The organism is Variovorax paradoxus (assembly GCF_009755665.1).
Classification (GTDB): Bacteria; Pseudomonadota; Gammaproteobacteria; order Burkholderiales; family Burkholderiaceae_C; genus Variovorax; species Variovorax paradoxus_G.
In genome coordinates, this window is record NZ_CP046622.1 from 3,914,322 (window position 1) to 3,941,242 (window position 26,921).

23 protein-coding genes are annotated in these 26,921 nt (G+C 64.8%); 12 read left to right on the forward strand and 11 right to left on the reverse strand.

The genetic code is table 11. The features are described 5' to 3' along the window. Nucleotides 1-78: 78 nt before the first annotated feature. On the reverse strand, nucleotides 79-810 hold the full coding sequence (locus GOQ09_RS18225) for an RNA methyltransferase (protein WP_157614798.1): 732 nt from the start codon (nucleotides 808-810) through the stop codon (nucleotides 79-81). Nucleotides 811-931: 121 nt separating this feature from the next. On the opposite strand from GOQ09_RS18225, the gene GOQ09_RS18230 reads away from it, so the two are divergent. Genes GOQ09_RS18230 through GOQ09_RS18240 form a run of 3 tightly spaced genes read left to right on the forward strand, consistent with a single transcriptional unit; the run spans nucleotide 932 to nucleotide 5,321 of the window. Continuing rightward, nucleotides 932-1,993, forward strand: coding sequence for an inositol monophosphatase family protein (locus GOQ09_RS18230; protein ID WP_157614799.1), 1,062 nt, complete (start codon nucleotides 932-934; stop codon nucleotides 1,991-1,993). After that, nucleotides 1,993-4,227, forward strand: coding sequence for an FUSC family protein (locus GOQ09_RS18235; protein WP_157614800.1), 2,235 nt, complete (start codon nucleotides 1,993-1,995; stop codon nucleotides 4,225-4,227). Before GOQ09_RS18230 ends, GOQ09_RS18235 begins: the two co-directional genes overlap by 1 nt. Beyond that, nucleotides 4,224-5,321, forward strand: coding sequence for a mechanosensitive ion channel family protein (locus GOQ09_RS18240; RefSeq protein ID WP_157614801.1), 1,098 nt, complete (start codon nucleotides 4,224-4,226; stop codon nucleotides 5,319-5,321). Before GOQ09_RS18235 ends, GOQ09_RS18240 begins: the two co-directional genes overlap by 4 nt. Before the next feature lies 1 nt (nucleotide 5,322). Here the strand turns inward: GOQ09_RS18240 and GOQ09_RS18245 are convergent, their stop codons facing one another. Then, entirely contained in the window at nucleotides 5,323-6,543 is a 1,221-nt protein-coding gene (locus GOQ09_RS18245; protein ID WP_157614802.1) for a DUF418 domain-containing protein, read from the reverse strand. Next, nucleotides 6,540-7,073 carry a MarR family winged helix-turn-helix transcriptional regulator gene (locus GOQ09_RS18250; RefSeq protein ID WP_157614803.1) on the reverse strand — a complete coding sequence of 178 codons (534 nt, stop codon included), beginning with the start codon at nucleotides 7,071-7,073 and terminating at the stop codon, nucleotides 6,540-6,542. Before GOQ09_RS18250 ends, GOQ09_RS18245 begins: the two co-directional genes overlap by 4 nt. 118 nt (nucleotides 7,074-7,191) lie before the next feature. Between GOQ09_RS18250 and GOQ09_RS18255 the strand changes: the two genes are divergently transcribed. The 3 genes from GOQ09_RS18255 (at nucleotide 7,192) to GOQ09_RS18265 (ending at nucleotide 10,656) form a co-directional block, all read left to right on the forward strand. After that, complete coding sequence (locus GOQ09_RS18255) at nucleotides 7,192-8,184, forward strand: Bug family tripartite tricarboxylate transporter substrate binding protein (RefSeq protein WP_157614804.1); 993 nt, start codon at nucleotides 7,192-7,194, stop codon at nucleotides 8,182-8,184. 85 nt (nucleotides 8,185-8,269) lie between these two features. After that, nucleotides 8,270-9,274: a Bug family tripartite tricarboxylate transporter substrate binding protein gene (locus GOQ09_RS18260; protein WP_157614805.1), complete on the forward strand. Its 1,005-nt coding sequence runs from the start codon at nucleotides 8,270-8,272 to the stop codon at nucleotides 9,272-9,274. Nucleotides 9,275-9,312: 38 nt separating this feature from the next. Further along, the gene (locus tag GOQ09_RS18265; protein ID WP_157614806.1) at nucleotides 9,313-10,656 is read left to right on the forward strand and encodes a sulfatase family protein; all 1,344 of its coding nucleotides are present in this window, start codon (nucleotides 9,313-9,315) and stop codon (nucleotides 10,654-10,656) included. Between the two features lie 213 nt (nucleotides 10,657-10,869). Here the strand turns inward: GOQ09_RS18265 and GOQ09_RS18270 are convergent, their stop codons facing one another. Together GOQ09_RS18270 and GOQ09_RS18275 are read right to left on the reverse strand one after the other, a co-directional pair. Then, nucleotides 10,870-11,532: a GntR family transcriptional regulator gene (locus GOQ09_RS18270; RefSeq protein ID WP_157614807.1), complete on the reverse strand. Its 663-nt coding sequence runs from the start codon at nucleotides 11,530-11,532 to the stop codon at nucleotides 10,870-10,872. A gap of 219 nt (nucleotides 11,533-11,751) precedes the next feature. Beyond that, nucleotides 11,752-12,528 carry an enoyl-CoA hydratase/isomerase family protein gene (locus GOQ09_RS18275; protein ID WP_157614808.1) on the reverse strand — a complete coding sequence of 259 codons (777 nt, stop codon included), beginning with the start codon at nucleotides 12,526-12,528 and terminating at the stop codon, nucleotides 11,752-11,754. Nucleotides 12,529-12,657: 129 nt separating this feature from the next. On the opposite strand from GOQ09_RS18275, the gene GOQ09_RS18280 reads away from it, so the two are divergent. Continuing rightward, entirely contained in the window at nucleotides 12,658-13,851 is a 1,194-nt protein-coding gene (locus GOQ09_RS18280) for a CaiB/BaiF CoA transferase family protein (RefSeq protein WP_157616758.1), read from the forward strand. Further along, nucleotides 13,848-14,816, forward strand: coding sequence for a Bug family tripartite tricarboxylate transporter substrate binding protein (locus GOQ09_RS18285; RefSeq protein WP_157614809.1), 969 nt, complete (start codon nucleotides 13,848-13,850; stop codon nucleotides 14,814-14,816). The genes GOQ09_RS18280 and GOQ09_RS18285 overlap by 4 nt, the downstream gene beginning before the upstream one ends. 144 nt (nucleotides 14,817-14,960) lie before the next feature. Here the strand turns inward: GOQ09_RS18285 and GOQ09_RS18290 are convergent, their stop codons facing one another. The 4 genes from GOQ09_RS18290 to GOQ09_RS18305 form a co-directional block, all read right to left on the reverse strand. Then, nucleotides 14,961-15,128: a hypothetical protein gene (locus tag GOQ09_RS18290; protein ID WP_157614810.1), complete on the reverse strand. Its 168-nt coding sequence runs from the start codon at nucleotides 15,126-15,128 to the stop codon at nucleotides 14,961-14,963. Nucleotides 15,129-15,136: 8 nt separating this feature from the next. Next, entirely contained in the window at nucleotides 15,137-15,409 is a 273-nt protein-coding gene (locus GOQ09_RS18295; RefSeq protein ID WP_157614811.1) for a hypothetical protein, read from the reverse strand. 139 nt (nucleotides 15,410-15,548) lie between these two features. Further along, nucleotides 15,549-16,229: a glycine-rich domain-containing protein gene (locus GOQ09_RS18300; RefSeq protein ID WP_242630876.1), complete on the reverse strand. Its 681-nt coding sequence runs from the start codon at nucleotides 16,227-16,229 to the stop codon at nucleotides 15,549-15,551. Nucleotides 16,230-16,301: 72 nt separating this feature from the next. Then, nucleotides 16,302-19,619, reverse strand: coding sequence for a bifunctional diguanylate cyclase/phosphodiesterase (locus GOQ09_RS18305; protein ID WP_157614812.1), 3,318 nt, complete (start codon nucleotides 19,617-19,619; stop codon nucleotides 16,302-16,304). 404 nt (nucleotides 19,620-20,023) lie between these two features. On the opposite strand from GOQ09_RS18305, the gene GOQ09_RS18310 reads away from it, so the two are divergent. The 3 genes from GOQ09_RS18310 to GOQ09_RS18320 all read left to right on the forward strand — a co-directional run bounded on the left by GOQ09_RS18310 (nucleotide 20,024) and on the right by GOQ09_RS18320 (nucleotide 22,469). Beyond that, nucleotides 20,024-20,851: an HDOD domain-containing protein gene (locus tag GOQ09_RS18310; protein ID WP_157614813.1), complete on the forward strand. Its 828-nt coding sequence runs from the start codon at nucleotides 20,024-20,026 to the stop codon at nucleotides 20,849-20,851. A gap of 187 nt (nucleotides 20,852-21,038) precedes the next feature. Continuing rightward, nucleotides 21,039-21,608, forward strand: coding sequence for a PadR family transcriptional regulator (locus GOQ09_RS18315; protein ID WP_157614814.1), 570 nt, complete (start codon nucleotides 21,039-21,041; stop codon nucleotides 21,606-21,608). A gap of 15 nt (nucleotides 21,609-21,623) precedes the next feature. Then, complete coding sequence (locus GOQ09_RS18320; RefSeq protein WP_157614815.1) at nucleotides 21,624-22,469, forward strand: siderophore-interacting protein; 846 nt, start codon at nucleotides 21,624-21,626, stop codon at nucleotides 22,467-22,469. 8 nt (nucleotides 22,470-22,477) lie between these two features. Here GOQ09_RS18320 and corA read toward each other — a convergent pair whose 3' ends face one another. Both corA and GOQ09_RS18330 read right to left on the reverse strand, forming a co-directional pair. Beyond that, a complete protein-coding gene (corA, locus tag GOQ09_RS18325; protein ID WP_157614816.1) occupies nucleotides 22,478-23,455 on the reverse strand; it encodes a magnesium/cobalt transporter CorA in 978 nt (325 codons plus the stop codon). Nucleotides 23,456-23,488: 33 nt separating this feature from the next. Further along, the gene (locus GOQ09_RS18330) at nucleotides 23,489-24,130 is read right to left on the reverse strand and encodes a hypothetical protein (RefSeq protein ID WP_242630877.1); all 642 of its coding nucleotides are present in this window, start codon (nucleotides 24,128-24,130) and stop codon (nucleotides 23,489-23,491) included. 107 nt (nucleotides 24,131-24,237) lie between these two features. Here GOQ09_RS18330 and mutS point away from each other — a divergent pair, with 107 nt between their 5' ends. After that, nucleotides 24,238-26,895: a DNA mismatch repair protein MutS gene (mutS, locus tag GOQ09_RS18335; protein WP_157614817.1), complete on the forward strand. Its 2,658-nt coding sequence runs from the start codon at nucleotides 24,238-24,240 to the stop codon at nucleotides 26,893-26,895. Nucleotides 26,896-26,921 lie beyond the last annotated feature (26 nt).

Below are 26,921 nucleotides of genomic sequence, written 5' to 3' on the forward strand. Positions count from 1 at the left end.
GCTGCCTTTGTTGTCGTTATATCGATAGGGGCCGCGCAGTCTAAAGCCGGCGGTCTTTCGCGCACGCGCGATGGGGTTTTAGCCCTTGCGCGGGGCGTTTGCGGCGTCGGCCATGGCCTTGGCGATGCCGCGCAGGATGTGGATCTCTTCCGGGGTGGGCTGGGCGCGGTTGAAAAGCTGCTGCAGCCGGGGCATCAGCTTCTTCGGCGCCTGGGGGTCCAGAAAGCCGATGTCCACCAGCGAGCGCTCCCAGTGCTCGAGCATGCCGGCCACCGCCTTCGCATCGGCCGCCTGCACCGGCGCCGTAGCGTCGCGCACCGCGTAGCCGCCCAGCGCAAGGCGCCATTCATAGGCAATCACCTGGATGGCCGCCCCCAGGTTGAGAGAGCCGAACTTCGGGTCGGTCGGAATGCTCAGGGCCACGTTGCAGCGGTAGACGTCTTCGTTGCGCATGCCAAAACGCTCGGAGCCGAAGAGAAAGGCCACGTGCTGGTCGCCCTGCTGGGCCAGCGGCTCCAGGTGCTCCCGCGGGGTGCGCGTAGGCGGGCCGAAGTCTCGCGGCACCATGGCGGTGGCGCACAGGTGGGTCACGCCGTCGAGCGCCTCGTCCAGCGTTTCGACGATGCGGGCGTTGTTCAGCACGTCCAGCGCGCCGCTTGCCCGCTGTATGGTTTCTTCCCGCCGCAGCACGTTGGCCCACCGGGGCGTTACCAGCACCAGGTCGTCGAAACCCATGGTCTTCATGGCGCGGGCGGCGGCGCCCACATTGCCTGCGTGGCTGGTCTGGATCAGGATAAAACGGGTGCGCATGGAGGGTTTGGAGGCACGAAACGGGCGGAGCCGGTAAAATGACCGATTCTCGCCGCCCGCATCGCCGGGCCGCAGGGTCGCCTACAGGGGACCTCCTCCACCGTTCTTCTCACAATCCAGAATGTCGTCCCCCAACCTGCATCCCATGCTCAATGTGGCCGTCAAGGCCGCACGCGCCGCCGGCGCCATCATCAATCGCGCCGCCCTCGACGTCGAGGCCGTGCGCATTTCGCAAAAGCAGGTCAACGACTTCGTCACCGAAGTCGACCACGCCAGCGAGCAAGCCATTATTGAAACGCTGCTTGGCGCATACCCGGGGCACGGCATCCTGGCCGAAGAATCGGGCACCGAGCACGGTGCAAAAGATTCCGACTACGTCTGGATCATCGATCCGCTCGACGGCACCACCAACTTCATCCACGGCTTTCCGGTCTACTGCGTTTCCATTGCGCTGTCGGTACGCGGCAAGATCGAGCAGGCGGTCATTTACGACCCGAGCCGCAACGACCTGTTTACCGCCACCAAGGGCCGCGGCGCCTACATGAACGAGCGCCGCATTCGCGTTTCGAAGCGCACCAAGCTCAGCGAATGCCTGGTTTCCACCGGCTTTCCGTTTCGCACGGGCGACAACTTCAAGCAGTACCTGGCCATCATGGCCGACATGATGCCGCGCATGGCGGGCCTGCGCCGCCCTGGCGCAGCCGCTCTCGACCTGGCCTACGTGGCCGCCGGCTTTACCGAAGCCTTCTTCGAAACCGGCCTCAACCCCTGGGACGTGGCCGCGGGTTCGCTGCTGGTAACCGAGGCCGGCGGCCTGATCGGCAATTTCACGGGCGAGCCCGACTTTCTGGAACAGCGCGAATGCCTGGCCGGCGCCCCGCGCATCTACGGCCAGCTGGTGCCGCTGCTCGCCAAGTATTCCAAGTTTGCCGGCATCGACGACAAGATGCGCGCCAGCGATCGCGTACGCGCCGTGTCGGCCGCAGCGCGGCCCAACGCCGACGAATCGGTCGACCTGTATGCGCGCAGCACGGTGCCTGACCTGCCCGCCGCATCGCTCGACGGCGAAGCGCCCGCTCCCGCGGCCGCGCCGGCAGCCCCGGTGTCGCGCAAGCTCACGCGCATTCGCCGCGACGCGCCTGCCGACGGCAGCCCTTCCGAAGGCGACGCTTCCGCCAAGTGATGCAGGGGCCCGGTGCCGCCCTTCGCTTTCGTGCGGCGCTGCGTGTCGCGCTGAGCCAGTACGTCGCCAACGGCTTCAGCGTTGCGCTCGGCCTGCTGGTCATCTCGGCCGGCGCGCACCTGTGGCTCGGCACCATCGCGGCTTCCGCAGCCGCGGTGGGCGTGATCGTCACGGCGCCGCCCGACCTGCCCGGCCCGCGCCGCGGCAAGTTCTTTCAGATGCTGCCGGCCCCACTGATCGGGCTGCCGCTCTTCTTTCTGGTGCAGCTGCTGCACACAGCGCCCATTCGCCTGGGCCTGGTGCTGGTGCCCGCCACCTTCGTCGCCTTTCTGGCCATGGCGTGGGGCAAGCGGGGCATTCCCATCGCCATTGCGGTGATGTTCTCGATGATTTTCTCGATGGCTACGCCCGCGCCCAGCGGCATGGCCGAGGCGTTGGAGCGCACCTGGCACTTTGGCTTGGGCGCCGGGCTCTACGTGATCTGGGCCAACCTGGCCAACCATGCGCTCAATACGCGTTATCGCGTGCAGTCGGTGTCAGACCTGCTGTATTCGCTGGCCGCGCTGATGCGCACCGAGGCCACGCAGTTCACGCCGCGCGACGACACCAGCGACATCCGCGAAACCCCTGCCCCCTTGCTCGGCCGCCTGCTGCGCGAACAGGCCGCGCTGGCCGACCAGCTTCAGGCCACGCGCGACATCGTGCTCGAGTCGCCGCGCACGCCGCGCCGGCAGCGGCTGGCCGCCATGCTGGTGATCGTGCTCGAAATGCGCGATCAGTTGCTTGCGAGCGAGCTCGACCTCGACGCGCTCAAGAGCCACCCCGCGCATGCCGAGGCGCTCATCCAAATGCGCCGCGTGCTCGAAGAGTTGGCCGACGAAACCACCGCGCTCGGCGACTCATTGCTCATGGGCCGCCAACCCGAGACGGTGGCCGACCGGCGGCCGCGCCTTGCATCCATTCACCTTCCCGCCGAAGAGCACGTCGCAAGCCACGGCATGCTCGGCCCCAACGCCGCCATGCTCGCGCGCGGCCTGGCAAGCCGCATCGGGCACATCAACGACGAGGTGCTGCGCCTGTCTGCCATGGCGCGCGGCGATGCCGAGCCCAACCTGGCCGTGGTGCGGGCCAACTGGCAGATGTTCGTGAGCCCGACCGACTGGTCGCTGCGGCCCTTTCTCACGCTCTGGAGCTGGGACGCACCGCCGCTGCGGCATGCCATTCGCGCCGCGCTGGCCATCGCGGCTGGCTACGGCATTGCGGTGTCGCTGCCCTGGGGTTCGCACGACTATTGGATCTTGCTGACCATTGTGGTGGTGCTGCGCGGCAGCCTTTCGCAAACGCTGGAGCGGCGCAACAGCCGCGTGGCCGGCACGCTGCTGGGCTGCGTGCTGGCGGTGGGCCTGCTCTCCGCGCATCCGTCGCCGCTGTTGCTGCTGGCCTTTGTGACCGTGTCGCAGGCCATTGCCCACAGCTTTGCGGTGCGCCGCTACCTGATTACGGCGGTGGCGGCCACGGTGCTGGGCCTGTTGCAAGCGCACATGCTCAACACGGGCGCCGCGCCCATCTTTGCGCTGTTCGAGCGCGTTGCCGACACGCTCATCGGCGCCGCGCTGGCCTGGGGCTTCTGCTATGTACTGCCGTCATGGGAGCGCGGGCAGATTCCCGCCCTGGTGGCGCGCACGCTCACCGCGCAGGCGCGCCACGCACGCCTGGCGCTGGGCCTCGGCCAGCTGCAGGCGGTCGACAGCAGCCCCGAGCTCGAATGGCGGCTTGCGCGCCGCGAGGCCTATGACAGCCTTTCGGCGCTGGTGCAGGCCACGCAGCGTTCGCTTTCAGAGCCGCGCGCGGTGCAGCCGCCGCTCGAGCCGCTGGAGCACCTGCAGGCGCACAGCTACCAGTTGCTCGCGCAGCTCAGCGCCGTAAAATCGATGCTCGTGCTGCGGCGCGACCGGCTCACCCCGGGCGAAATCGAAGGCCCGCTCGCGCGCACTGCACAGCGCATCGAAGCGGCCATCGGCACCGCGCCCACCACCGGTCCCACGCTGCCCGAAAGCCCCGGTTCCACTGCCGTGGGCGGCCCGATTCCCCTGCCCGACCCGTTCGACAACGACATCAGCCCCTGGCTGCTGCGCCGTCTCGATCTGGCCACGGCACTCGCCACGCAGCTGCGCGACGATGCGGCGCGCATTCTTCAACCCCTGGAGACACAAGCCACGACCACCGCCCAATGACTGAAGAGATACTTGCCCACCCCTGGTTCGGCACCTGGCTCGCAGCCCTGATTGCCGTTCCGCTCGCGCTGCTTGTTCACCGTATCGGCGGCCTTGTGCTGATGCGAATCACCCGTCCGGCGCCCGCGCTGCATTCGATGGTGATCAACTGCAAACCCGTAGCCCGGGTGGTGCTGCCCCTTGTGGCGCTGCTGCTGGTGTTCCAGGCCGCGCCGAGCGACCTTCGTTTCATAGGCAGCGTGCGGCACTTCAACGGCCTGCTGCTGATTGCCGCCACCACATGGCTTGCGGTAAAGGCCATCAGCGGCTTCGCCGACGGCGTGCTCGTGCAGCACCCGTACGACGTGGAAGACAACCTTCAGGCGCGCCGCGTGCTCACCCAAACCCGCGTGCTTGCGCGCACCGCCATGTCGATGGTGCTGGTGGCCGGCGGCGCGATGATGCTGATGACCTTTCCGGGCGCGCGGCAGGTGGGGGCCAGCCTGCTGGCCTCGGCGGGTGTGATCGGCATCGTGGCCGGCCTGGCCGCCAAGCCGGTGTTCAGCAACCTGATTGCCGGGCTGCAGATTGCGCTGGCCCAACCCATACGCATCGACGACGTGCTGGTGGTCGAGGGCGAATGGGGCCGGGTCGAAGAGATTACCGGCACCTTTGTGGTGATGAAGATCTGGGACGACCGGCGTTTGATCTTGCCGCTCAGCTACTTCATCGAGAAGCCTTTCCAGAACTGGACGCGCAACTCGTCGCAGCTGCTGGGCGCGGTTTTTGTCTATGCCGACTACGGCATGCCGCTGCAGCCGCTGCGCGCAGAGGTCGAGCGCATCGTGAAGTCGGCGCCCGAGTGGGACGGCCGCTTTTTCAACCTGCAGGTCACCGACACCACCGAGCGCACCATGCAGATTCGCGTGCTTTGCACCGCCGGCAATTCAAGCCTGGCTTTCGATTTGCGTTGCAAGGTGCGCGAAGGGCTCATCGACTTCATGCAGCGCGAGTACCCGCAGTTCTTGCCCCGCATGCGCATCGAGAGCGGCGGCATGCAAGACAGGCAACACAAGCAAGAAAACCAGCTTCACGCGGTGCCGCTGCCGCGCTGACTCATGGCGCCGGCACGGCGCGAGCACGGCGGCGCAGCAGCGGCGGCAGCTGCAGGTTGGTAAAGGCGCGCAGCAGCCACTCCGCCGGCCCGTAGGTGAAGTGGTGCATCCACCACCGGCTCAGCAGCAGGTTGCCCGCGAAGATGGCCAGCGCAATTGCAAAGCTGGCCAGCGGCCCGACGGTTCCGATCCATCGCAGCCCGTAGGCCAGAAAAATCCACGCGCAGACCAGCGATTGCAGCAGGTAGTTCGACAGCGCCATGCGGCCCGCCGGCGCGAGCCATTGCGCCAGCACCCGGCCGGGCCCGGCCTGGAACACCAGCAGCATGCCGGCCGCATAGGCGGCAGTCAGGAATGGCGCCGTCAGCAGCGTGACTGCAAGGCCCATGAGCTCGCGCACGGCATCGTTCAGCCGCAGGGCCGGAAGGCCGTACGCCAGCGCACCGGGCAAGCCGATGGCCAGGCCCCACATCACCACCTGGCGCAGCAGCTTGCCGTGCGCCTCTACATGCGCCAGCAGCCCGCGCCGCCCGGCAACAAACCCTGCAAAAAACATGGCCAGCGCCTCCGGCGCCTGCACCAGCCCGGTGACCCACCAGACCTGCGAGAGATCGCGCAGATGCTGCACAACCACCAGGGCGGGTGTTGCGCGATAGGCAACCAGCGCCGCTTCGGCCTCGGCGTAGGCCGCTCGCGCTGCCATTTGCATGTCCATCTGCGAATACATGTGGCCGACGCCGGCCCACGCCAGAGAAACAACCAGCACCAGCGCCATGGCCGCGCAGGCCATGAACACGTCTCCGCGCCGCCGCAGCAAGAGCAGCACCCCGCCCAGCACCGCATACGTGGTGAGAATGTCGCCGTAGTAAAGCACCACGGCATGCAGCACGCCGATGACCCACAGCCCCACGAGCCGCCGCACCATGCGCGGCACAAAGCGCTTGCCGTCGCGCTCTGCCGCGCGCATTTGCAGCGTGAAGCTGTAGCCGAACAAGAACGAGAACAGCAGGTAGAACTTGGTCTCGAACACAAAGGCCCGCACGAACGAGGCACTGCGGTCGGCCAGCGAAACGGCCAGCGGATCGGGAATGCCCAGGCCGTAGTAGGTCGATGCAAAGCTTGCGATGTTTACGACGAGGATGCCCAGCAGCGCAAAGCCGCGCAGCGCATCGACCATGTGCTGCCGCTCGTTCGGCAAAGTCTCTTCAGGGGCAGGCGTCATTCAGGTTTGCGGGGCTTCAGGGTTGTTGCATTGGCGCCGCCAGCGCCGCGGCGGCCGCGGTCTGCCTTGGGCAGCACCGCTTCTTCGACCATGCGCTCGGCCCGGGCGTGCAGGCGGCGCAGCGACTCGTCGAGCCGCGCCGCGTCGTCGTCGCTCAATGCGCCCAGCAGCTCGGTGTTGATTTGCGTGACCAGCGGAAACAGCTCTTCATAGAGCGCCTGCCCGCTTTCGGTGAGCCCCAGCCGCACCTGCCGCCGGTCGCCCGGCCGCACCACGCGCGACACCAGCTGCTTGGCAACCAGCGAGCCGACCGCCTTGGAGGTGCGGGCCCGGTCCAGCTGCGCATGCTCGGCCAGCTCGGAAGAACTGAGCTCGCCGCGGCTTGCGAGCACCGCAACCAGCCGCCATTCGCGCCGGGTAATGCCAAAGCGGCCCTCGCACAGCCGGATGACCATGCTGCCCGCCACCGACAGCAGGCGCGACAGCCGGTACAGCAGCAAATCGTCCAGCGGGCGTCGCGGCGCGGTCATTGGGGGTTAGTCCGGGGGATGGTTGATTAGATCAATCGAATGTAGCGTCTCTAAAGTCGTTCAAAGCCGCGGCACCTGGCCCGAGCGGCGCCACCGAACGAGAACCGGAGACATCGACATGCCCTGCACTGATTTCGACCGCCGCCAGATCGTTGCCGCACTGGGCGGCCTTGCGCTGGCTCCCCTTGCACCATTGGCCAACGCGCAGGCTTTCACGCCCGGCCAGCCCATCAAGGTGCTGATTGGCGTGCCCGCCGGCGGCACGCAAGACGTGCTGACCCGCGCCATTGCGGAGCAGGTGCGCGACACGCTGGGCCCGCTCATCGTGGACAACCGCTCGGGCGCGGCGGGCCGCATTGCGGTGGAAGCGGTAAAAACCGCGGCCCCCGACGGCCGCACCCTGCTGCTGGGCACCGCCAGCATGATGACCATGTTTCCGAGCGCCTACCGCCAGCTTTCTTACGACCCGATCAAGGACTTTGTGCCGATCATCAATGCGGCGCGCTTCGAGCTGGCGCTGGTCGTGCACAAGGACGTGCCGGCCAACACGCTGGCCGAATTCATCGCCTGGGCCAAGGCGCAGGGCGACAAGCTGAGCTTTGCCTCTTACGGCGCCGGAACGCCTTCGCACTTCTTGGGTGAAATGCTCAACCGCGCGGCCGGGCTCAAGATGGTTCATGTGCCGTACCGCGGCTCTACGCCGGCACGGCAAGACGTGATGGGTGGCTCGGTGCCCGTGTACTTCGACACCATTGGCGGCGCGCAGCAGCTGCTGCCTTCAGGCCGCGTGAAGGTGCTGGCCACCAGCGGCGAAAAGCGTTCTCCGCTGATGCCCAACCTGCCCTGCTTTGTCGAGGGCGGCTACAAGGACGTGGTGGCCACCGCCTGGTTTGCCTACTACGCGCCCCTTAAAACGCCGCAGCCCATCGTCGACAAGCTGCGCACCGAATTCACCCGCGCCATCAACACGCGCGAAGTGCGCCAGCAACTGCTGCAGAACGGCATGTACCCCGTGGGCGACAACAGCGAGGCGCTTGTGAAGACCATGCGCGAAGACACGGCACGCTGGGCAGGCATCATGAAGGCCGTGAACTTTCAGGCCAACGACTGACTGAACGACTGAACGACTGAACGACTGAACGACTGAACGACTGAACAACCAAACGACCGATAGACCGAACGAGGAGGAACCCGACATGCTGAACAACACCCCCACCCACACGCCCATTACCCGACGCCTTGCCGCGCTGCTTGCCGCAGCCGGCCTCATGGCCTCGATGGCCGCCGTAGCGCCCCAGGCGAGCGCCCAGACGCTCGACAGCCCACTGCGCATCGTGGTCGGCTACGCGCCGGGCGGTGCCACCGACCGCGTGGCGCGCATCGTCGGCGACAAGCTGGCAACGCGTCTGGGCGTGCCGGTCGTCGTCGACAACAAGCCCGGCGCCGGTGGCCGCCTTGCGGCCCAGCAGGTCAAGAACACACCCGCCAGCCAGAACGTGCTGATGCTTGCCAACCCCGCCGTGATGGTGGTGGCGCCGCTGGTCTTCAAGGACAACAACTACGACCCCGAGCGCGACTTCGTGCCCGTGTCGCACGTCAACGCCTACGACTTTGCGCTGTCCGTGTCGCCCCACCTGCCGGTGCGCGAACTGAACCACCTGCTCGCCTGGATGCGCGCCAACCCCAACCAGGCCAACGTGGGCGTGCCCGCCACCGGCAGCCTGCCGCACTTCTTTGGCCTGATGGTGGGCGAAAAGGCCAAGGTGCAGACGCAGATCATCGGCTACCGCGGCTCGGCCCCGCTGCTGAACGACCTCATCGGCGGCCAAGTGCCGATTTCGGTCGACACCGAAGACGTGGTGCTGCCGCAGCACAACGCAGGCAAGCTGCGCATCCTCGCGCTCTCCGGCAACAAGCGCTCGCCTTTCGCGCCCGACATCCCCACCTTCAAGGAAGCCGGCCTCGACTTGGCCGCCACTGGTTGGAACACCTTCTTTGCCCCCGTCACCATGCCCAAGGACAAGGTCGAACGCCTGTCCAACATGATCCGCGAAGTGATGCAAGACCCCGACACCCAGCGCAAGTTCAAGGACGCCGGCATGACCCCCGTGGTGAGCACCCAGGCGCAAACCGCCGCAATGCTCAAGGCCTACAAGGCGCAGTGGGCGCCCGTCGTTCAAAAGTCTGGCTACCAGCCCTGAACAACCGCTTCGCTTCGGACAGACCGACAGACAGACACATGAAAAGACCCAACATCATCTTCATAGTGGCCGACGACCTCGGCTATGCCGACCTTGGCTGCTATGGCGGCCGCGACGCCGCATTCGGCCCCGTGTCGCCCGTGCTCGACGGCCTGGCGGCCAACGGTTTGAAGCTCACCCAGGGCTACTCGAACTCGCCCGTGTGCTCGCCCACCCGCTTTGCCATGATTACCGCGCGCTACCAATACCGCCTGCGCGGCGCGGCCGAAGAGCCCATCAGGAGCAGCAGCCGCGGCAGCACCACGCTCGGCCTGCCCACCGACCACCCCACCCTGCCGTCACTGCTGAAGGCCGGCGGCTACCAGACCGCCCTTATCGGCAAATGGCACCTGGGCTACCCGCCCCACTTCGGCCCGCTGCGCTCGGGGTACGACGAATTCTTCGGCCCCATGTCGGGCGGCGTCGACTACTTCACGCACTGCGATTCGACCGGCCAGCACGACCTGTGGTTTGGCGAAGAAGACAAGAAAGAAGACGGCTACCTGACCGACATTCTTTCGAAACGCGCAGTCGACTACGTCGAGCGCATGGCCGCCAAACAGAAGCAGCAGCAAAAAGAAGAAGAACAAGCCCCCTTCTTCTTGAGCCTGCACTACACCGCCCCCCACTGGCCGTGGGAAACCCGCGACGACGCGGACAAAGCGCCCACCGTCAAAGACAACCTGTTCGACCTGGCCGGCGGCAACATTCACGTGTACCGCCGCATGATCCATCACATGGACGAAGGCATCGGCTGGATCATGGCCGCGCTGCAAAAGCACGGCATGGCCGACAACACCCTGGTGGTGTTTACCAGCGACAACGGCGGCGAACGTTTTTCAGACAACTGGCCCCTCGTCGGCGGCAAGATGGACCTGACCGAAGGCGGCATTCGCGTGCCATGGATCGCGCACTGGCCCGCAGTGATCGCCAAGGGCGGCGAGAGCAAGCAGCTGTGCATGACCATGGACTGGTCAGCCACCATGCTCGACGCGGCCGGCGTAAAGGCCGATGCGGCCTACCCGCTCGATGGCGTGTCGCTGATGCCCGTGCTGCGCGATGCCAAACACAGCTTCCGTCGTCCACTGCATTGGCGTATGAACCATCGCGGGCAGGAAGCTATGCGCGATGGGGATTGGAAGTACCTGAAGGTGGACGGGAACGAGTACCTGTTCAACATTCCGGCCGACGAACGCGAGCGGGCGAACCTGGGGAAGAAGGAGCCGGAGAGGCTGGCCGCGATGCGGGAAGACTGGGCGGCGTGGAATGCGACGATGCCTGGGATTCCGGAGGATGCGACTGTTAGCTTGGGGTATTCGGTTAGGGATATGCCGCAGAGGTAGGCCTGTGCAACGTGGGTCGATGGCTGGCTGCTTTAGACTGGTTGCCGTCGCTCGCGTGCTTTGGATTGAATGGGTGCATTCGACCAAGGCCCGACCTTTGATCGCGCATGACAACATAGTAGGCCCGTGGATTGGATCTCGTCGACAGCGTATGTCGACAACTTCAACTCGTACGTCCGCACGCGCCGGTCGCTATGACCGCAGGAGCACCGTTTATTGCTTCATGTGAGCAATCATGTCGGCATAGACGTGTCCACCAGATGAGATGTGAGCCGCCATTGCTAGGCTTGCTGCTTCCTCGTCGCCCGTTAGGATCGCCTGCAAAATGGCGTGGTGCTCCTGAAGTGATGCTCGCAATCGCGCCGGGTGTTCGAAGCGCATGTCCCGCAAGCCTCGCATGCGCGCACGTGTGGTCCGAATCTGGTTACTCAGAATAGGGTTGCGGCTGGCGGCATAGAGCGTTTCATGGAACGCGTGGTTCGCCGCGCGGTACATCTCGGCGTCTTGAGCCTGCGCCGCGGTGGCGCATTGGTTGTAGCTTTCTTCAAGGAGAGCTCGCTCTGTCGACGTCATACGGCGCGTGGCCAGCCTGGTTGCGAGCGCTTCCAACTGAACAAGGATCTCGTGAAGACTGACGTAATCCTTGAGCGATACGGAGGTCACCACGGCGCCCTGACGCGGGCGCATCGTGACAAGGCCTACCGCCGCGAGTTGGATAAGCGCTTCGCGCGCAGGTGTGCGAGAGACACCGTAGCGTTCTGAAAGTGTCTGCTCGTCGAGTTGCGAGCCCGCCTCCAGTCTCCCAGACATGATCTCTTGCTCGATCTCCGCTCGGATCACTTCCGAGAGACTGCGCTTTTCTGATTCGTCAGCCATGCCTGTGTGTATACCGATCTGCGCGGATTGTAGACGTCGAGGCGTGGAGAGTTCCGCACGCATGCGGCTCGGCGTGACCGAAACGGAAGGCGAGCCCGACATTTCAACGTGATTGAGAGCCAGTCCATGATCGCCCCGCATGCAGCGTCATTGTTTAGTTCGATCACCATCGTGGCTGCTCCCCTTGTGGTTCATTGAAGGTCTAGCTTCAGAGTCTGCTTAGCGGCCGGTGAACACTGGCCGGCGCTTTTCCTTCCACGCCAAGCCGCCTTCCTTGAGGTCCGCCGACATCGCTGCCTTGAGGATGTCGGCTTGCAAGTCGTCGAACACAAGCGCGCCGCGAGCCATCCGGTTCAAGTGACGTTTCATGCCGGTACTGGCCAGCGGGGCCATAGAGGCAACCGTGTTTGTCAGTTTGTCCACAGCGTCGTCGAACTCAGCCGACGGGACCAGGTCGGTCAGGAATCCGCAGCGGTGCATTTCGTCGGCTTTCAAGGTCTGGGCTGTGAGGAAGAGGCGCTTGGCCATATCCAAACCAAGCCGCGTCTGAAAGCGTTCCAGGCCTCGCCGGTAGAAATGAAGTCCCAGTCGCGCTGCCGGCATGAACATCTCCGTTCCTTCCACGCCCACACGGAAGTCGCAGGCCAGGGCCAGGTCCGTGGCCCCGCCATACACACCTCCGTTGATGGCTGCGATCGTGATGGGTCGGCAGTCTTCCAGCGCATCGACCATTTCTTCGAAGCCCGAGCCTCCCTTGCGGGAGGGATCGATCTGACCAATGTCGAAGCCGCTGCAGAAATGCTTGCCGGTGCCGCGAACCCGCAGCACCAGAACCTCGCTTTGGTTAACGGAATCGATGTGGGCGCGCAGAGCCTCCAGATCTTCGGGCGCCAAGCGGTTGGCGACTTCCGGACGACGCAGGGTGATGGTGCCGACATTTCCTTCGACGGTGAGCACGGGGGGGCCGCTTGATGCATTTTCTGTAGCAGTGGTCATGGTTCTCCTTAAATACACGAATGGTCAACTAATGTATACGCCAATCCAATCGGGGTATTCATCATCTATCCTCATGAGCTATCGTGAATACATTTAGATCTGTTGCGTATTTTTAGGAGCATCATTGTGTTGACGTCCAAAGCTGAAGGTCCACTTCGGGGCATCGTGGTAGTCGATCTCACCCGAGTTCTGGCCGGACCCTATTGCACGATGGTGCTGGCCGACCTGGGCGCCAGAGTGATCAAGGTGGAACTGCCCGTGCTCGGGGATGACGCGAGGCATTCCGGCCCGTTCATCGATCAGGAGGGTCAGGGCCCGGTTTCCGGCTATTTCTTCTCCGTCAATCGCAACAAGGAATCGATTGCCCTGAACTTGAAGAGTCCCGAAGACCGGGAGATCTTTGAAGCGCTGGTCGAAGAGGCAGACGTGCTGGTCGAGAACTTCTCGCCCGGCACGATGCACAAGCTGGGCTACGACTGGGACACTGTGCACGCACGATGGCCCGAGTTGGTGATGGCGTCGATTTCCGGCTTCGGGCAAACCGGGCCGTACCGCGAGCTGCCCGCGTACGACATGGTGGTCCAAGCCATGGGCGGGATCATGAGCCTCACAGGCGAAGAGAATGGCCCACCCACGCGAGTGGGAGTGTCGATCGGAGACATCGCTGCCGGCATGTTCGGCGTCATGGGCATCCAGGCCGCACTGCTTGAGCGCCATCGCACCAATCGCGGCAAGCATATCGATGTTGCGATGTTGGACACGCAAGTTGCGCTGCTCGAGAACGCACTGGTGCGCTATCAAGTCGAAGGCAAGGTTCCGGGGCCAATCGGATCGCGTCACCCTTCCATCACGCCCTTTGGTGTCTTCAAGGCCAAAGACGACCCGTTCGTATTGGCAGCAGGAAGGGACGCTAAGTTCGCGGTCCTCTGCGAACAGCTTGGTCGCGCGGAGTTGGCGCAGGACCCTCGATACACAACCAATCCGTTGCGCTGCGAAAACCATGCCGCCCTGAAGGCCGACATCGAGGAAGCCCTGGCCGACAAAACGGCGAAGCAATGGATGGCGATTTTCAAACGCGCAGGAGTGCCTTGCGGCCCTTTGTACGACGTTTCGCAGCTCATGCGGGACCCGCAGATCGCCGCCCGCGAAATGCTTGTGGAACTCCCCTTGCCCTCGGGCTCGACGCTTCGCACCGCTGGCAATCCCATCAAGTTTGCCGGTGACGCCGCGCCAGATCACCGGCCGGCTCCAGCACTTGACCAGCATCGTCAGCAGCTGCTGAACGAAATCAATGCCATTCAAACCTCTAGGAGACAAAAATGAAAGCACTTCAGCTTGTTGCCGTCGGCGCATTCTTATTGGCGCACGGCGCGGCGTCGGCTCAGGCCAGCTATCCGACCAAGCCCATTACTTTGGTCTTGGGGTTCCCACCCGGAGGCGGCGCTGACGCGGTTGCTCGTCCTTTGGCGGAGGCTCTTGGCCGAGAGCTGGGTCAAGCGGTGATCGTGGAGAACAAGCCCGGCGCCGGAACCACCATCGCGTCTACCTTCGTAGCGCGCGCAGCACCGGATGGCTACACCATCTATATGGCGGGCGTTTCGCACATGGGACCGGACAAGGTTCTCTACAAGAACACAACCTATAGCGCTTCCAGCTTCACGTCCATCGCCCGCTGGACTCGAACGCCGCTGATTCTGGCTGTGAGCAGTGCATCCGGCATCCACAGCACCAAAGATCTGATCGACAAAGCCAAGGCGAATCCGGAAGGCTTGTTCTACACATCTTCGGGAGCGGGTGGCGCGCCGCATCTGGCCGCATTGCAGTTCATGAACGCCACCGGCGCCAAGATGACACATCTACCGTTCAAGGGAGGTGCACCTGCGGTGCAAGCGGTGGCCGCAGGTGATGCTCAACTCACGTTCGGAACGCCGCCATCCATCATCCCACTCGCCCAAACGGGCAAAGTGAAAATGATCGCGGTCACGTCCGCGAATCGCAGCGGCAGCTTCCCGGAGCTTCCAAGCATCGCTGAGGCAGGCGTTAAGGACTACGACTACACCTTCTGGTTCGGCCTGTTTGGGCCTGCCAAAATGCCACCTGAGATCGTCAACCGATTGGCCGAAGCCAGTGCGAAGGTGCTTGGTGATCCTGCGATGCGAGCAAAGCTGGCCGCAGGCGGCAATGAGGCGTCTCCCTCGAAGAACGCTGCAGAGTTTGCTGCTTGGACCCAGGCAGAAGCAAAGCTCTCAACGGAACTCACGGTTCAGTCTGGGGCTAAGCTCGATTGACGCGTTTGCGCGAATCGCACAGTCGCATCGCCGATGCGGACGAAGGGCGCCTCTGGAAGTATTGACGCTTACCAGTGCGTTCGCTTCCGCTGCAAAGCGGACTTCGATTGCGGCCACATTGTTCGATGCACATGCACAACACCCTCAATCTTCCCGAACCAGCACACCTCCATCAAACCGATACCGAAAATAAAACCACTTCTCAATCTCCGACTTAGCCTCGATCCGAAAAGCAGTAATCAGCCGCTTCCCATCAGTCTTCAAATAGATCGCGCCATACACCTCCACGTTGCTGCGCGCGAGCTGCTTCACATCGGCCTTCAGCTGCGCGACCTTGACTTGCGAGAGCGTGCCGGCCGCCAGTTGTCGATGCCGGCCATCAGCGCGTCGACGGAGTTCTTGTTCTCCATGGCGCGCGAAGAGCGCTGGAGCTCGGTCGAAAGAATGACTGGTAGGCCGCCGCGGCCGAGCAGGTCGGGCCTGGGGTGGATGTGGCCCTCTTCGTCTCCTGACGAAATGATGAAGGCCGCCGGGTTGACGGCGTCCAGAAAGGCATCGGTCACCTTTTCGGAGCCGTGGTGGCAAGACTTCATGATGTCTGACCTGAAGGTGTCTCGCGCCTTGGCCACTATGTCATCGTAGGCGGGGGTGCCGTTTTCGGAAACTTGTTATCTGCGGTGCCGGTGTAGTGCTGCAGTCCCTCCGGCGGCCCTTCACCCATTCGAACCAAACTCAGCCTAGGCGCGAAGCCGCCAGCTCAGACGCACCGGCCTTCGCCGCAAGCCCCGCCGCCAAGGCGGCACCGGCCGCAGCACCCTTTTCCAGCGAACACCATGCTGCTGAAGCTTTGTCCGTTTCAAGCGAGCACCATGCCGCCGCTGGTTTCTCCGCCTCGAGAGAGCACCATGCGGCCGCGGGCTTGTCCGCCTCGAGCGAACACCATGCGGCTGCGGCTTTGCCCCCTTCGAGAGAGCACCAGGCTGCGTCTTTCGCCTGCCCTTGCTCGGCCACAAGAGTAGGCTCGCCGAATTCCTCGGCCGACAAGCGCTGCATCTCCAGGAAGGCCGCTTGCAGTGCCTTGGCGTCGTCTTCGCCGCGCAGGCCCAGGTAGGGAAAGTGGTGCAGAAAATAGCCGAACGTGGTTTCGCAATCGGCTGCGTACTTTCTCGTGTCGAGGATGTGCATGTGCCAGAAGCGGTCGACGTCCTGCTCGGGAGCGAGCGTCAGATCGGGGTGCTTGGCGTGCAGTATCAAATAGCGCTTGTAGGCCACCTCCATCTGATCGGCATAGCCTGCCGACCAGCCGTAGCCGTCCTCCTTGCGGCAGGCTTTGAACTTGATGGGTGCGAGGTCGAGTCCCTCGATCGCGGCAATGGTCTGCTCCAGTGTCTTGCCCTGCGTGGAATGAATCATGAATGCTCCTGTGAAGTTGCTGCAATGCCCGGGCGAACGTGCCCGGCGACGATTGCTTCAAGGGCCCGGCCGTCAGGCCGCTACCGATGGAGCAAACTGGTTGCGCAGGTGACGCGCCATGAAATTTCGCACCTCGTCGGCAGGCACCGGCTTGCACAGCCAGTAGCCCTGGGCCTCGTCGCATCCTCGGGCGCGCAGGTAGTCGAACTGGTCCGAGGTTTCGATCCCTTCGGCCACTACCTTCATTCGCAGTCCATGGGCCAGGGTGATGATGCCGTCGATGAGCGCTCGTGCGTCGGCGTCTTGCGAAAGGTCGTTGATGAAGGAACGGTCGATCTTGACCGACGAGAGCGGAAAGTGCTTCAGGTAAGAAAGCGAGGAATAGCCGGTTCCGAAATCGTCGATGGCAAGCCCCACGCCCATGTCCCGGATCGTCCGCAGCAATTGCGCGGCATGCTCGGGGTTCGCCATTACCGCGCCTTCGGTAACTTCCAGCTCCAGCAGCGACGGCTTTAGGCCGGAGGCGTCCAGAACGGAGCGTATGTCTGCAACGAGCGTGCGGCTCTCGAACTGGCGCGGCGACAGATTGACGCTCATCAACACATCCGGCAAACCGAATTCCTGCCACGAACGCGAATCGGCGCAGGCCTTCTGCAGCGCCCACTTGCCCAAGGAGACGATCAGGCCGATTTCTTCGGCGATCGGAATGAACTGCATCGGCGGAATCATGCCCAGAACCGGATGGTGCCAGCGCATGAGCGCCTCGACGCCGACGATGCGCCGGGTCTGCAGGTTCATCTTGGGCTGGTAGTGCATCTCCAGCTCGCCGCGCTCCAGGGCATGGCGCAGCGCGCTTTCCAGCATCAGCTGTTCGGTACTCTGCGCGTTCATCTTCGCAGCGTAGAACCGGAAGGTGTTGCGGCCTCTTTCCTTGGCCCGGTACATCGCCGTGTCGGCGTTCTTCAACAGCGCTTCGGCGTCGCCGCCGTCGTCCGGGTAGATGCTCACGCCGACGCTGGCGGTAACGTGCAGCTCGCGCCCGGCAATGGCGAAAGGCTCGGCGCAACAGGCCAGTACTTTTTCGGTAAGCACCGCGGCATCGTTCGCGCTGGACAGGTTCTCCAGCAACAGCACGAACTCGTCGCCGCCGAAACGCGCCACGACATCGGCTTCACGCAGCAGTGCGGTGAGCCGTTCGCCGCAGATCTTGATCATCTCGTCGCCCACGCCATGGCCCAGCGTGTCGTTGATGTGCTTGAACCGGTCCAGGTCGACGAACAACACTGCGAACTGCTTCTGCTGGCGGTTGCTGCGCTTGATGGCGCGGGCAAGCTCGTGCTGGAGCGCGGCCCGGTTGAACAAGCCGGTCAGTTCGTCGTGACTGGCCATGAAACGAAGGCTTCTCTCAGCCATCTTGCGTTGCTTGTACTGGGCGACCTGCAAGGCGATTACGCGCAGCGACTCCTGCGTCTCGGGGTCGACCGCGTACGTATTGGAGCCAAGAAGCTCCAGCGCCGTGGTCGAACCGGTGATGACCATCGGCACGATGACGCCCACAGTCAGCCCGGCCCGGCCGGCGAGCACGTCGCGCGCAAACTCGCTCGGAGCCGCTGGCAGGTCGATTTGCACGATGCCGCCGGTTGCAAAGGCGCGGCCCAGCGAACCTTCCTCAGGCCGGTATTCGAGCAGCCGGCTCTCGGAGACGAACTGCCGCACCGCCGGGGACACGCCGTCGGCGTGCCAGGCGGCGGCGCAGCGAACCGCGCCGTCTTCCCCAACGCTCCACAGTGCACCGCAGTCCCAGCGCAGGTCGGTGCATACGGCCTCCAGGGCTTGCGTGATTACCGTCTCGGCCCCGCCATCGCCGGCAAGCATGCGTGCGATCTTGTACTCGAGCTTCTGGCGCAGCGCGTCCTTGCGCGGACGCGTGGCGTCGCGCACGGTGCCGCGCACCAGCGTCTTTCCGTTGTCTTCGATCGACTGTGCAATGACGTGGAGCCAACGTTCGGTGCCATCTGGCAGGCACAGGCGATGCTCGAATTCGCTGCGTTCCACAGACGTGGAAACCGCTGCGATCTGCTGTTCGACCAGGGCGCGTTCTTCGGCCGGAACACGCAAGAGCAGAGCGGGCAGGTCCGGCAGCAAGGAGCCGGCATCGAAGCCGAGGATGCGCCGAGCCTCTTCGGAGCATTGCAGGGCTCCGGTTTCGCGGTCGAGCATCCAGCTGCCCAGGCTTGCCAGGTGCTGGGCCTCCTCCAACTGCCGCTCGCTGGTGCGCAGGTGGATGGTCATCTCGTTGGCCAGGACCTGGGCGCGGCTGCGCGAGGTGGTCAACGAAAAGACGATGCCGGCAAGCAGCATGCTGGTGGCCAGCCCTGCAAAGACGATGAACCACGGAATGGCCTTGTCGAGCGGCCCGAAGACCTGGTTTTCATCTTGACTGACTTCCACAAGCCAGGAGTGGCCGCCCAACTCGAAGCCGAACATGCGCTCGAGGCTGCGCGCCGGCTCGGCACCGGGCTTACCCAAGGCCGCGCTGTCGAACAGCAGTTGCTGCTCGTCGAATGAGGTGGGCGCTACGGACCTGGTTTCGAGGCGCGTTCCGATTGCTCCCTGGCCCGGCCCGGCAGTGATCAACCGCAACCGGACCGTCCTGTCGGCGCCAACCACGTCGCTCAACATTCCTGCAACGCTGAAGCCCGCGCCGACCGAACCCACATAGGCACTGCGCCGCCGTTCGAGCGTATCGAGCGGTTGTCTTGGGCGATAGACCGGCAGCCGCATTGCCAGTCCGATGTCGGACTCGCGGCCCGCGAGGCGGACCTTGCGGCCGGACATGACGAGCCCGCCGGTGTCGCGCCCCTGCTCGAGCGAGTCTCCCCTGTTGGGCATCGCGCCCAGGTCATTGCCGAGCAGCCTCTCGTTTCCGGCGTGCGGTTCGACGTAGACCAGCGGATAGTATGTTTCCCGCTCGCCCGGCGGCTTGATGGCAAAGCTCGACGCAACGCCAGCATCGAGCCCGGCATCGCCGCGGACCCTTTGCTCGAAGGCCTGCTTCTCGTCGGCCGCAACACGGGGCGCGTAGTTCACGGCCTGGAAACCCGGGTAGGCGCGTGCCAGGTTCAGGCCCGCGACGTAGTCCGTGAAATCGCTCCGCGTGACGGCCTCGGAGGTGTTGAACCGGGCACGCAGTCCGATCAGGACGGCAATGTAGTCGTCGAAGCGGGCTTCGACCTTGCGTGCGAGATCGAAGGCGGCTGCATCGAAGCGCGCTTGAGCGCTGCGCCCGATCTCCTGGCGGGCGGAGACACCGAGGGCGATCGAGAGCGCCGCGCCCGCCACGAAAATCATCAGCGGCAAGCGAATCCTGACCCAGACGGACAATGACATTGGATAGGACCCTGTCGTTGTACTGGCCAATTGGCTCTGGAGGCCGCAGCGCGGCCCGCAGAGAACGCAGCGGGTTGTATCTTTTGTCGCAATATATACATCCGCACCGAGAGCGTCACGCAATTTGTATTGCGGTTCGGCGCTGGGGCGACGAGCAAATAGCGCCTTGCATCCCGATGTAGCAGCCCCGCAGCGAAGCACATCCCCCAAATGCGGTATGGCAAAGCGAAAGCGCCGACGGCAAAGTCGGCCCCATCAAAAGACGATTGCCCCGCAAATGCACTGGTGTTGCTGGAAGTCTGCAAACGGGCCGCAGGAAAGGGTCCGATGCCTGAAGACATCAACATGTAACACTATAGTTGCAGCACAATTCCTGGCAGCGAAAACTACAGCCTGAGATCGCCATGACCCTGGACGAACTGTTTGCCGAAAGCCATTTGCTTCCCACGGTGCCCAAGGTGGTGTTCGACTTGATCGAGCTCTTGCGCAACGAGGACGCCTCCATTCCCGTGGTTGCACGCAAGATCGAGCTCGACCAGGTGCTGACGGCCCGGGTGCTGCGCATGGCCAACTCGCCGTATTTCGGGCTGCGCCGCAAGATCCTCTCGATTCAGGACGCGATCCAGTTGCTGGGTTTCTCGTCCATCCGCTCGCTGGTGGTGAGCTCTGGCCTTACGGGCACGTTCCGCAAGGTCGACGGGGTGCATCTGCCGTCTTTCTGGTCGCACAGCCTGCGCGTGGCGGCGGTGGCCCGCTACCTTGCCGGCAAGACCCGCAGCGTGGACCAGAGCCTTGCGTTCACCGTGGGCAGCATGCACGCCATCGGCCACCTGATCATGGCCGGCGCCATGAAGGAGCAAATGGCCAGGCTCAACGCCGTGCATCCTTTCGACATGATGGGGCGGCTCGAGGTCGAGCGGCAGAAGTTCGGCTTTCACTACGGCGAAGTGGGCGCCCGGCTGGCTGCCCGCTGGGAGTTTGCGCCCGAGTTCATCAGCGCCCTTTCTTGCTTTGCCAACCCGATGGAAGCCGAGCAGGTCGACCCGCTGGCCAATGTGCTGCACCTTGCCGTCTGGCGCGTTGCGCTGGAGCGCGAAGGCCTGCGCATTGGTGACGCGCAGCACGTGTGGCCGGCGCAACCGGCCGATGCCATCGGGCTTTCTGAAGACGTGATGCAGGAGATGCCGGCGCCTCGCGAGCTGGCGTCCGACCTGGAATCGATGATCGCCTGATCGTTTGACAGCCCGTTGAGGGCGGTGCGTGCCGCCCTGTTTTGCCTGGCTTCGGCCAGCGCCTCCTTCTTTCCCTCCCCTCTGATCGAGCCTTGAACGGTGCCGCACGAAGATGCGGCGGGCACAGTCGTTTGACTTTTTTAGATATATCGAAAATAATTTCGACATACTTCGAGAGGACATCGATATGCGACACCCCCACTTCGGCCAACACCATCACCACCACTGCCACACGCCCCGTGGCGAGCACGAAGACGGCCTTTCAGGTGGCCGTGGCGGGCGCGGCGGCGGGCGGGTGTTCGGCCATGGCGGCCTGCGTTTTGTGCTGCTGCGGCTCATTGCTGACAAGCCGGCCCACGGCTACGAGCTCATCAAGGCCATTGAAGACCGCCTGGGCGGCAGCTATGCGCCGAGCCCCGGCGTGGTGTACCCCACGCTCACGCTGCTCGAAGAAATGGGATACCTGAGCGTGGAAACCGCCGACACAGGCGGGCGCAAGCGCTACAGCATCACGGCCAGCGGCCAGGAGTTTCTGGCCGCCAACAGCGACACGGCCGACGCGATGATGGCCCGCATGAACGGCGGCGTCGACGGCGCCGGCCCGCGCGGCGGGCGCCCGCCGCAGGTAACGCGCGCCATCGAAAACCTGAAGCTCGCCATGCGCATGCGCCTCTCGGGCCCGCCCCTTACAGAACAACAAGCCCACGATTTCGCCGCGGTGCTCGACAGCGCCGCCCAGCAACTGGAACGCATCTAGAAAGTTCTTTCTGAAATGACCGACTTCTCGACCGACACATCTACCGCATCCTCCTTGCCCGACCGCACGCCGCGCCGCGTGCGGCACGAGCTTCGCTTTCGCCGGCTCACGGTAAAAGCAGTGCAGCGCATCACGCCGCACCTGATCCGCGTCACGCTCACGGGCGACGACCTCGCGGGCTTCACGAGCCCGGGCTTCGACGACCACTCGAAGGTCTTTTTTCCCGATGCCACGACAGGCGAGCTCACGCTGCCGACCATGGGGCCCGACGGCCCGGTGTGGCCCGCAAGCGGCCGGCCGACCATGCGCGACTACACGCCGCGCCGGTATGACGCACAGGCCAACACGCTGGAGCTCGACTTCGCGCTGCACGAAGCCGGCCCCGCCACCCAGTGGGCCGAACAGGCCAAGCCCGGCAGCGTGATCGGCGTGGGCGGGCCGCGCGGCTCGTTCATCGTGCCGACCGATTTCGACTGGCACCTGCTGATCGGCGACGACACCGCCCTGCCCGCCATCGCACGGCGCCTGGCCGAGCTGCCGGCCGGTGCGCGCGTGGTGGTGATGGCCGAGGTCGACAGCGAGGCGGACCAGGTGCCGTTCGAAACGCAGGCTGAGCTCACGCTGCAGTGGGTGCACCGCAAGGGCGCGGAACCGGGGTTGAGCCCGGTGCTGCTCGATGCGCTCAAGGCAATGAAGCTGCCGGCGGGTGACTTTCACGCCTGGGTGGGATGCGAATCGGCCATTGCAAAGGCCCTGCGCGCGCACCTGGTGGGCGAGCGCGGCGCCAATCCGAAGTGGGTTCGCGCGTCAGGCTACTGGCGCCGCGGTGCCGTGGCCACGCACGACACGCACGACGAGTAGCCTTCTATTCAAAGCCAGCCGGCGCGCCTGAAGCGGTAGTAAAGATAGCTGCAGGTGCCGCCCATCAGCGCCAGCGCGGCCGCATAGCCGTAGCGAAGTTTCAGCTCCGGCATGTGCTCGAAGTTCATGCCCCAGATGCCGGCAAACGCAGTGCACACCGCAAAAATGCTGGCCCAGGCAGCAAGCCGCTTGGTCACTTCGCTCTCTTCGATGGTGACCATCGACAGGTTCACCGAAATGGCCGTGCCAATGGTGTCGCGCATGGCGTCGATGGAACCGTTGATGCGAACCAGGTGGTCGGCCACGTCGCGAAAGTACTCCTGCGAGCTCACGCAGATCTGCGGCACTCGCCCGCCGTGCAGCTTGCCGGCCGCCTCGGTCAGCGGCGCCACCGCGCGCTTGAGGATCATGCTGCGCCGCTTCAGGTCGTAAAGCTGCTTGATCTTGTCGCGCGCCGCGCCGCCCTGCGTAAAGATCTGCTGCTCGATGGATTCAAGCTCCACCTCGAGCGCGTCGATCACCGGAAAGTATCGATCGACCACCGCATCCATCAGCGCATACAGCACAAAGCCCGCACCGTTGCGCAGCAAGTCGGGCTCGCGCTCGCAGCGTTCGCGCACACCCAGAAAGCCCTGCTGGCTGCGGTTGCGCACCGAAAGCACGTAGTTCTTGCCGACGAACACGTCGACCTCGCCCACGTTCAAGGTGTGCTCGCCTTCGGTAGAGGGTTCGACCAGGTGCATCACCACGAAGAGCGAGTCGCCGTATTCCTCGACCTTGGGGCGCTGATGGCCGTGGTGCGCGTCTTCCACCGCCAGGGGATGCAGGTTGAATTCGTCCTTCATCTGCGCCAGCTCTTCGGGCGTGGCGTCGCTCAGCGCCACCCACACAAAGCAGCCGGGGCGGACGATGTACTCGCTGATGTCCTCGACCGGGATATCGGCGAGCTTGGCGCCGTTTTCGTAGGCCACGCAGTTGATCAGCATCGGTACTCGTCCATGGTCGATCTTGAAATGGGGTCAGGCCGCCGCATCCGGATTCGACGCCGCCGCCAGGGCCGCGGTGGCGGCCAGCGAAGCTTCGATTGCCTGCGTCTCGCTCTTGAACAGCGCCAAGCCTTTTTGGGCGAACGCAGAGTGGCTTGCAACGTCGGCCCACAGGCTGGCCGCGGCTTCGGCGCAGGTCAGTGATGTGAAGCGGATGCGGCCCTTTGCCAGTTCCGTGAAGCGCTTTTCGCGCAGGGGGTCGGCCCGGTCCCAGGCGCCGCCTATGAGCACTCGCCTGCCGCGCTTGACGCGGGGTTCCAGCTCGGCGAAGAACGGCAGCTTGGCGGACACCCAGCCCAGCATTCCGGAGTTCAACGCGGTGTCGAACGCCGTTGGGGCGGTGTGGGCCTTTGCGAAGTTGCGCAATGTGCCAAGCGTGTAGAGCAGCGGGTCTTTCGACCCGGCTGCACCGCCTTCCACCGGCCTGATGACGGGCGGGCCGTTGCCTGCTCGACCGTCGGGCCGCTTCGATTTGCGCAGGTCGGCAAGCTGGGCAGGCGACATGCAGAGGTAGAGCGCGGCAAACTCTGCGGGCAAGGTGGCGGTGTCCGGCAGCGCGTCCGCTCCAGGGCCTTTGAATTCATCCGGGTGAGCCATGGGCGCCTTGTTCTTCACGCGGGGTTTGCGTCAGCGGATTTTAGAGCGGCGGGTGCACGCCGGCCGGCCGCAACCGCCGCAATGGGCACCGGCTTGCCACTCGCTCGTCCCCGATAATCGCCCGAGTGAAAACGACGACTGCCCAACCCTCTCCCTCGACCAGCGACTTCTCCGGGCACACGCCCATGATGGCGCAGTACCTGGGCCTCAAGGCGAACCATCCGGACACCCTGCTGTTCTACCGGATGGGCGATTTCTACGAGCTGTTCTGGGCCGACGCCGAAAAGGCCGCGCGCCTGCTCGACATCACCCTTACGCAGCGCGGCCAGTCGGCAGGCCAGCCGGTGGTGATGTGCGGCGTGCCCTTCCACGCGGTCGACACTTATCTTGCGCGGCTCATCAAGCTGGGCGAATCGGTTGCCATTTGCGAACAGGTGGGCGAGGTCGGCGCGAGCAAGGGGCCGGTGGAGCGCAAGGTGGTGCGGGTGGTTACGCCCGGCACGCTGACCGATTCGGAGCTGCTCAACGACAAGAGCGAATCGCTGCTGCTGGCGGTGCATGCGGGCACGCGCAACTTTTGCGGCCTGGCGTGGCTCAGCGTGACGGGTGCCGAGCTGCGGCTGGCCGAATGCCCGGCCGACGCGCTCGAAACCTGGATTGCGCGCATCGCGCCGAGCGAGCTGCTCTACAGCGCCGAGGTCACCCCCGCCTTCGAGCAGCGACTGAAGGCCGCGCGCGCGGCCACGCCTTTCACGCTCTCGATTCGCCCGGCCTGGCAGTTCGACGGCGGCCTTGGCGAACGCAAGCTCAGCGAGCAAATGGGCAGCAAGAGCCTGGCCGCGTGGAACGCTGAATCGCTCGCCAACGCGCATGCCGCCGCCGCCGCGCTGCTTGGCTATGCCGAGCACACGCAGGGCCGCGCGCTTTCGCACGTGCAGCGCCTTTCGGTGGAGCGCGACGGCGACCTAATCGAGCTGCCGCCCACCACGCGGCGCAACCTGGAGCTGGTGCAAACGCTGCGCGGCGAAGATTCGCCCACCATGTTTTCGCTGCTCGACACCTGCATGACGGGCATGGGCAGCCGCTTGCTGAAGCGCTGGCTGCTTTCGCCGCGGCGCGACCGCAGCGAGGCGCAGGCGCGGCTCGAAGCCATTGGCGCGCTGCAGTCCACGGTGCTGGGTGGCACGGCCGCGCCCTGGCGCACGCTGCGCGAACAACTCAAGAACACGAGCGACGTGGAGCGCATTGCGGCGCGCATTGCCCTGCGCCAGGTACGCCCGCGCGAACTGCTGGCGCTGCGGCTCGCCTTGGCCAAGGCAGAACAGCTGTCGCCGCTGCTGCCCGGCTCTACCGCGCTGCTCGACCAGATTGCCGAGCGGCTTGCGCCGCCGCCCGGCTGCGCAGACCTGCTGGCAAGCGCGATCAAGCCCGACCCGTCGGCGCTGGTGCGCGACGGCGGCGTGATTGCCACCGGCCATGACGCCGAGCTGGACGAGCTGCGCGCCATCAGCGAGAACTGCGACGACTTTCTGCTGAAGCTCGAAGTGAGCGAGCGCGAGCGCACCGGCATCAGCAACCTGCGGGTGCAGTTCAACCGCGTGCACGGCTTCTACATCGAGGTGACGCAAAGCGCGCTCTCGAAGGTGCCCGACAACTACCGCCGCCGCCAGACGCTGAAGAACGCCGAGCGCTTCATCACGCCCGAGCTCAAGGCTTTCGAAGACAAGGCGCTGAGCGCGCAAGACCGCGCGCTGGCCCGCGAAAAGTGGCTCTACGAGCAGCTGCTCGATGCGCTGCAGCCCTCGGTGCCCGCGCTCACGCAACTGGCCGGCGCCATTGCCACGCTCGACGCGCTGTGCGCGCTGGCCGAGCGCTCGCACACGCTGCACTGGCGCGCGCCGAGCTTCGTTTCGCACCCCTGCATCGAGATCCAGGAGGGCCGGCACCCGGTGGTGGAAGCGCGGCTGGCCGAAAAGTCGTCGGGCGGCTTCATCGCCAACGACACGGTGCTTGGGCCGCAGCAGCGCATGCAGGTCATTACCGGCCCCAACATGGGCGGTAAGTCGACCTACATGCGGCAGGTGGCGATCATCGTGCTGCTGGCTTCCATCGGCTCGCACGTGCCGGCGGCGGCGTGCCGGCTCGGGCCCATCGACGCGATTCACACCCGCATTGGCGCCGCGGACGACCTGGCCAATGCGCAGTCGACCTTCATGCTCGAGATGACCGAGGCTGCGCAAATTTTGCACAGCGCCACCGCGCAGTCGCTGGTGCTCATGGACGAAATCGGCCGCGGCACCAGCACCTTCGACGGCCTGGCGCTGGCCGCCGGCATTGCGGCCCAGCTGCACGACCGCAGCAAGGCCTTCACGCTGTTTGCCACCCACTACTTCGAGCTGACCGAGTTTCCGGCCACGCACCACTGCGCGGTGAACATGCACGTGAGCGCCACCGAGGCGGGCCGCGACATCGTGTTCTTGCACGAAATGCAGCCCGGCCCGGCCAGCAAGAGCTACGGCATCCAGGTGGCGCGGCTCGCGGGCATGCCCGCCGCTGTGGTCAACCATGCGCGGCAGGCGCTCGAGGCGCTGGAATCGCAGCATGCCCAGACGCGCGCGCAGGTCGATCTGTTCGCGCCTCCGCCGGTGGCCGAAACGCCGATGGCCAGCGCCGTAGAATCCGCCCTGGCCGCGCTCGACCCCGATGCGATGACGCCGCGGGAGGCGCTCGACGCGCTCTATGCCTTACAAAAACTGAACACGCGCGAACGCAGCGCCATGTGAGCGGGCATTCTTCGTGCGAGATGAAA

Bases quoted from the DNA above. Each gene is read 5' to 3' on its own strand.
- GOQ09_RS18275 (WP_157614808.1), bottom strand. From the start codon at position 12,528: ATGACCACTGCTACAGAAAATGCATCAAGCGGCCCCCCCGTGCTCACC.
- GOQ09_RS18240 (WP_157614801.1), top strand. From the start codon at position 4,224: ATGACTGAAGAGATACTTGCCCACCCCTGGTTCGGCACCTGGCTCGCA.
- GOQ09_RS18230 (WP_157614799.1), top strand. From the start codon at position 932: ATGTCGTCCCCCAACCTGCATCCCATGCTCAATGTGGCCGTCAAGGCC.
- GOQ09_RS18250 (WP_157614803.1), bottom strand. From the start codon at position 7,073: ATGACCGCGCCGCGACGCCCGCTGGACGATTTGCTGCTGTACCGGCTG.
- GOQ09_RS18310 (WP_157614813.1), top strand. From the start codon at position 20,024: ATGACCCTGGACGAACTGTTTGCCGAAAGCCATTTGCTTCCCACGGTG.
- GOQ09_RS18235 (WP_157614800.1), top strand. From the start codon at position 1,993: ATGCAGGGGCCCGGTGCCGCCCTTCGCTTTCGTGCGGCGCTGCGTGTC.
- GOQ09_RS18305 (WP_157614812.1), bottom strand. From the start codon at position 19,619: ATGTCATTGTCCGTCTGGGTCAGGATTCGCTTGCCGCTGATGATTTTC.
- GOQ09_RS18315 (WP_157614814.1), top strand. From the start codon at position 21,039: ATGCGACACCCCCACTTCGGCCAACACCATCACCACCACTGCCACACG.
- GOQ09_RS18285 (WP_157614809.1), top strand. From the start codon at position 13,848: ATGAAAGCACTTCAGCTTGTTGCCGTCGGCGCATTCTTATTGGCGCAC.
- GOQ09_RS18295 (WP_157614811.1), bottom strand. From the start codon at position 15,409: ATGAAGTCTTGCCACCACGGCTCCGAAAAGGTGACCGATGCCTTTCTG.
- GOQ09_RS18260 (WP_157614805.1), top strand. From the start codon at position 8,270: ATGCTGAACAACACCCCCACCCACACGCCCATTACCCGACGCCTTGCC.
- GOQ09_RS18270 (WP_157614807.1), bottom strand. From the start codon at position 11,532: ATGGCTGACGAATCAGAAAAGCGCAGTCTCTCGGAAGTGATCCGAGCG.
- GOQ09_RS18255 (WP_157614804.1), top strand. From the start codon at position 7,192: ATGCCCTGCACTGATTTCGACCGCCGCCAGATCGTTGCCGCACTGGGC.
- GOQ09_RS18300 (WP_242630876.1), bottom strand. From the start codon at position 16,229: ATGATTCATTCCACGCAGGGCAAGACACTGGAGCAGACCATTGCCGCG.
- GOQ09_RS18320 (WP_157614815.1), top strand. From the start codon at position 21,624: ATGACCGACTTCTCGACCGACACATCTACCGCATCCTCCTTGCCCGAC.
- GOQ09_RS18225 (WP_157614798.1), bottom strand. From the start codon at position 810: ATGCGCACCCGTTTTATCCTGATCCAGACCAGCCACGCAGGCAATGTG.
- corA (WP_157614816.1), bottom strand. From the start codon at position 23,455: ATGCTGATCAACTGCGTGGCCTACGAAAACGGCGCCAAGCTCGCCGAT.
- GOQ09_RS18265 (WP_157614806.1), top strand. From the start codon at position 9,313: ATGAAAAGACCCAACATCATCTTCATAGTGGCCGACGACCTCGGCTAT.
- GOQ09_RS18245 (WP_157614802.1), bottom strand. From the start codon at position 6,543: ATGACGCCTGCCCCTGAAGAGACTTTGCCGAACGAGCGGCAGCACATG.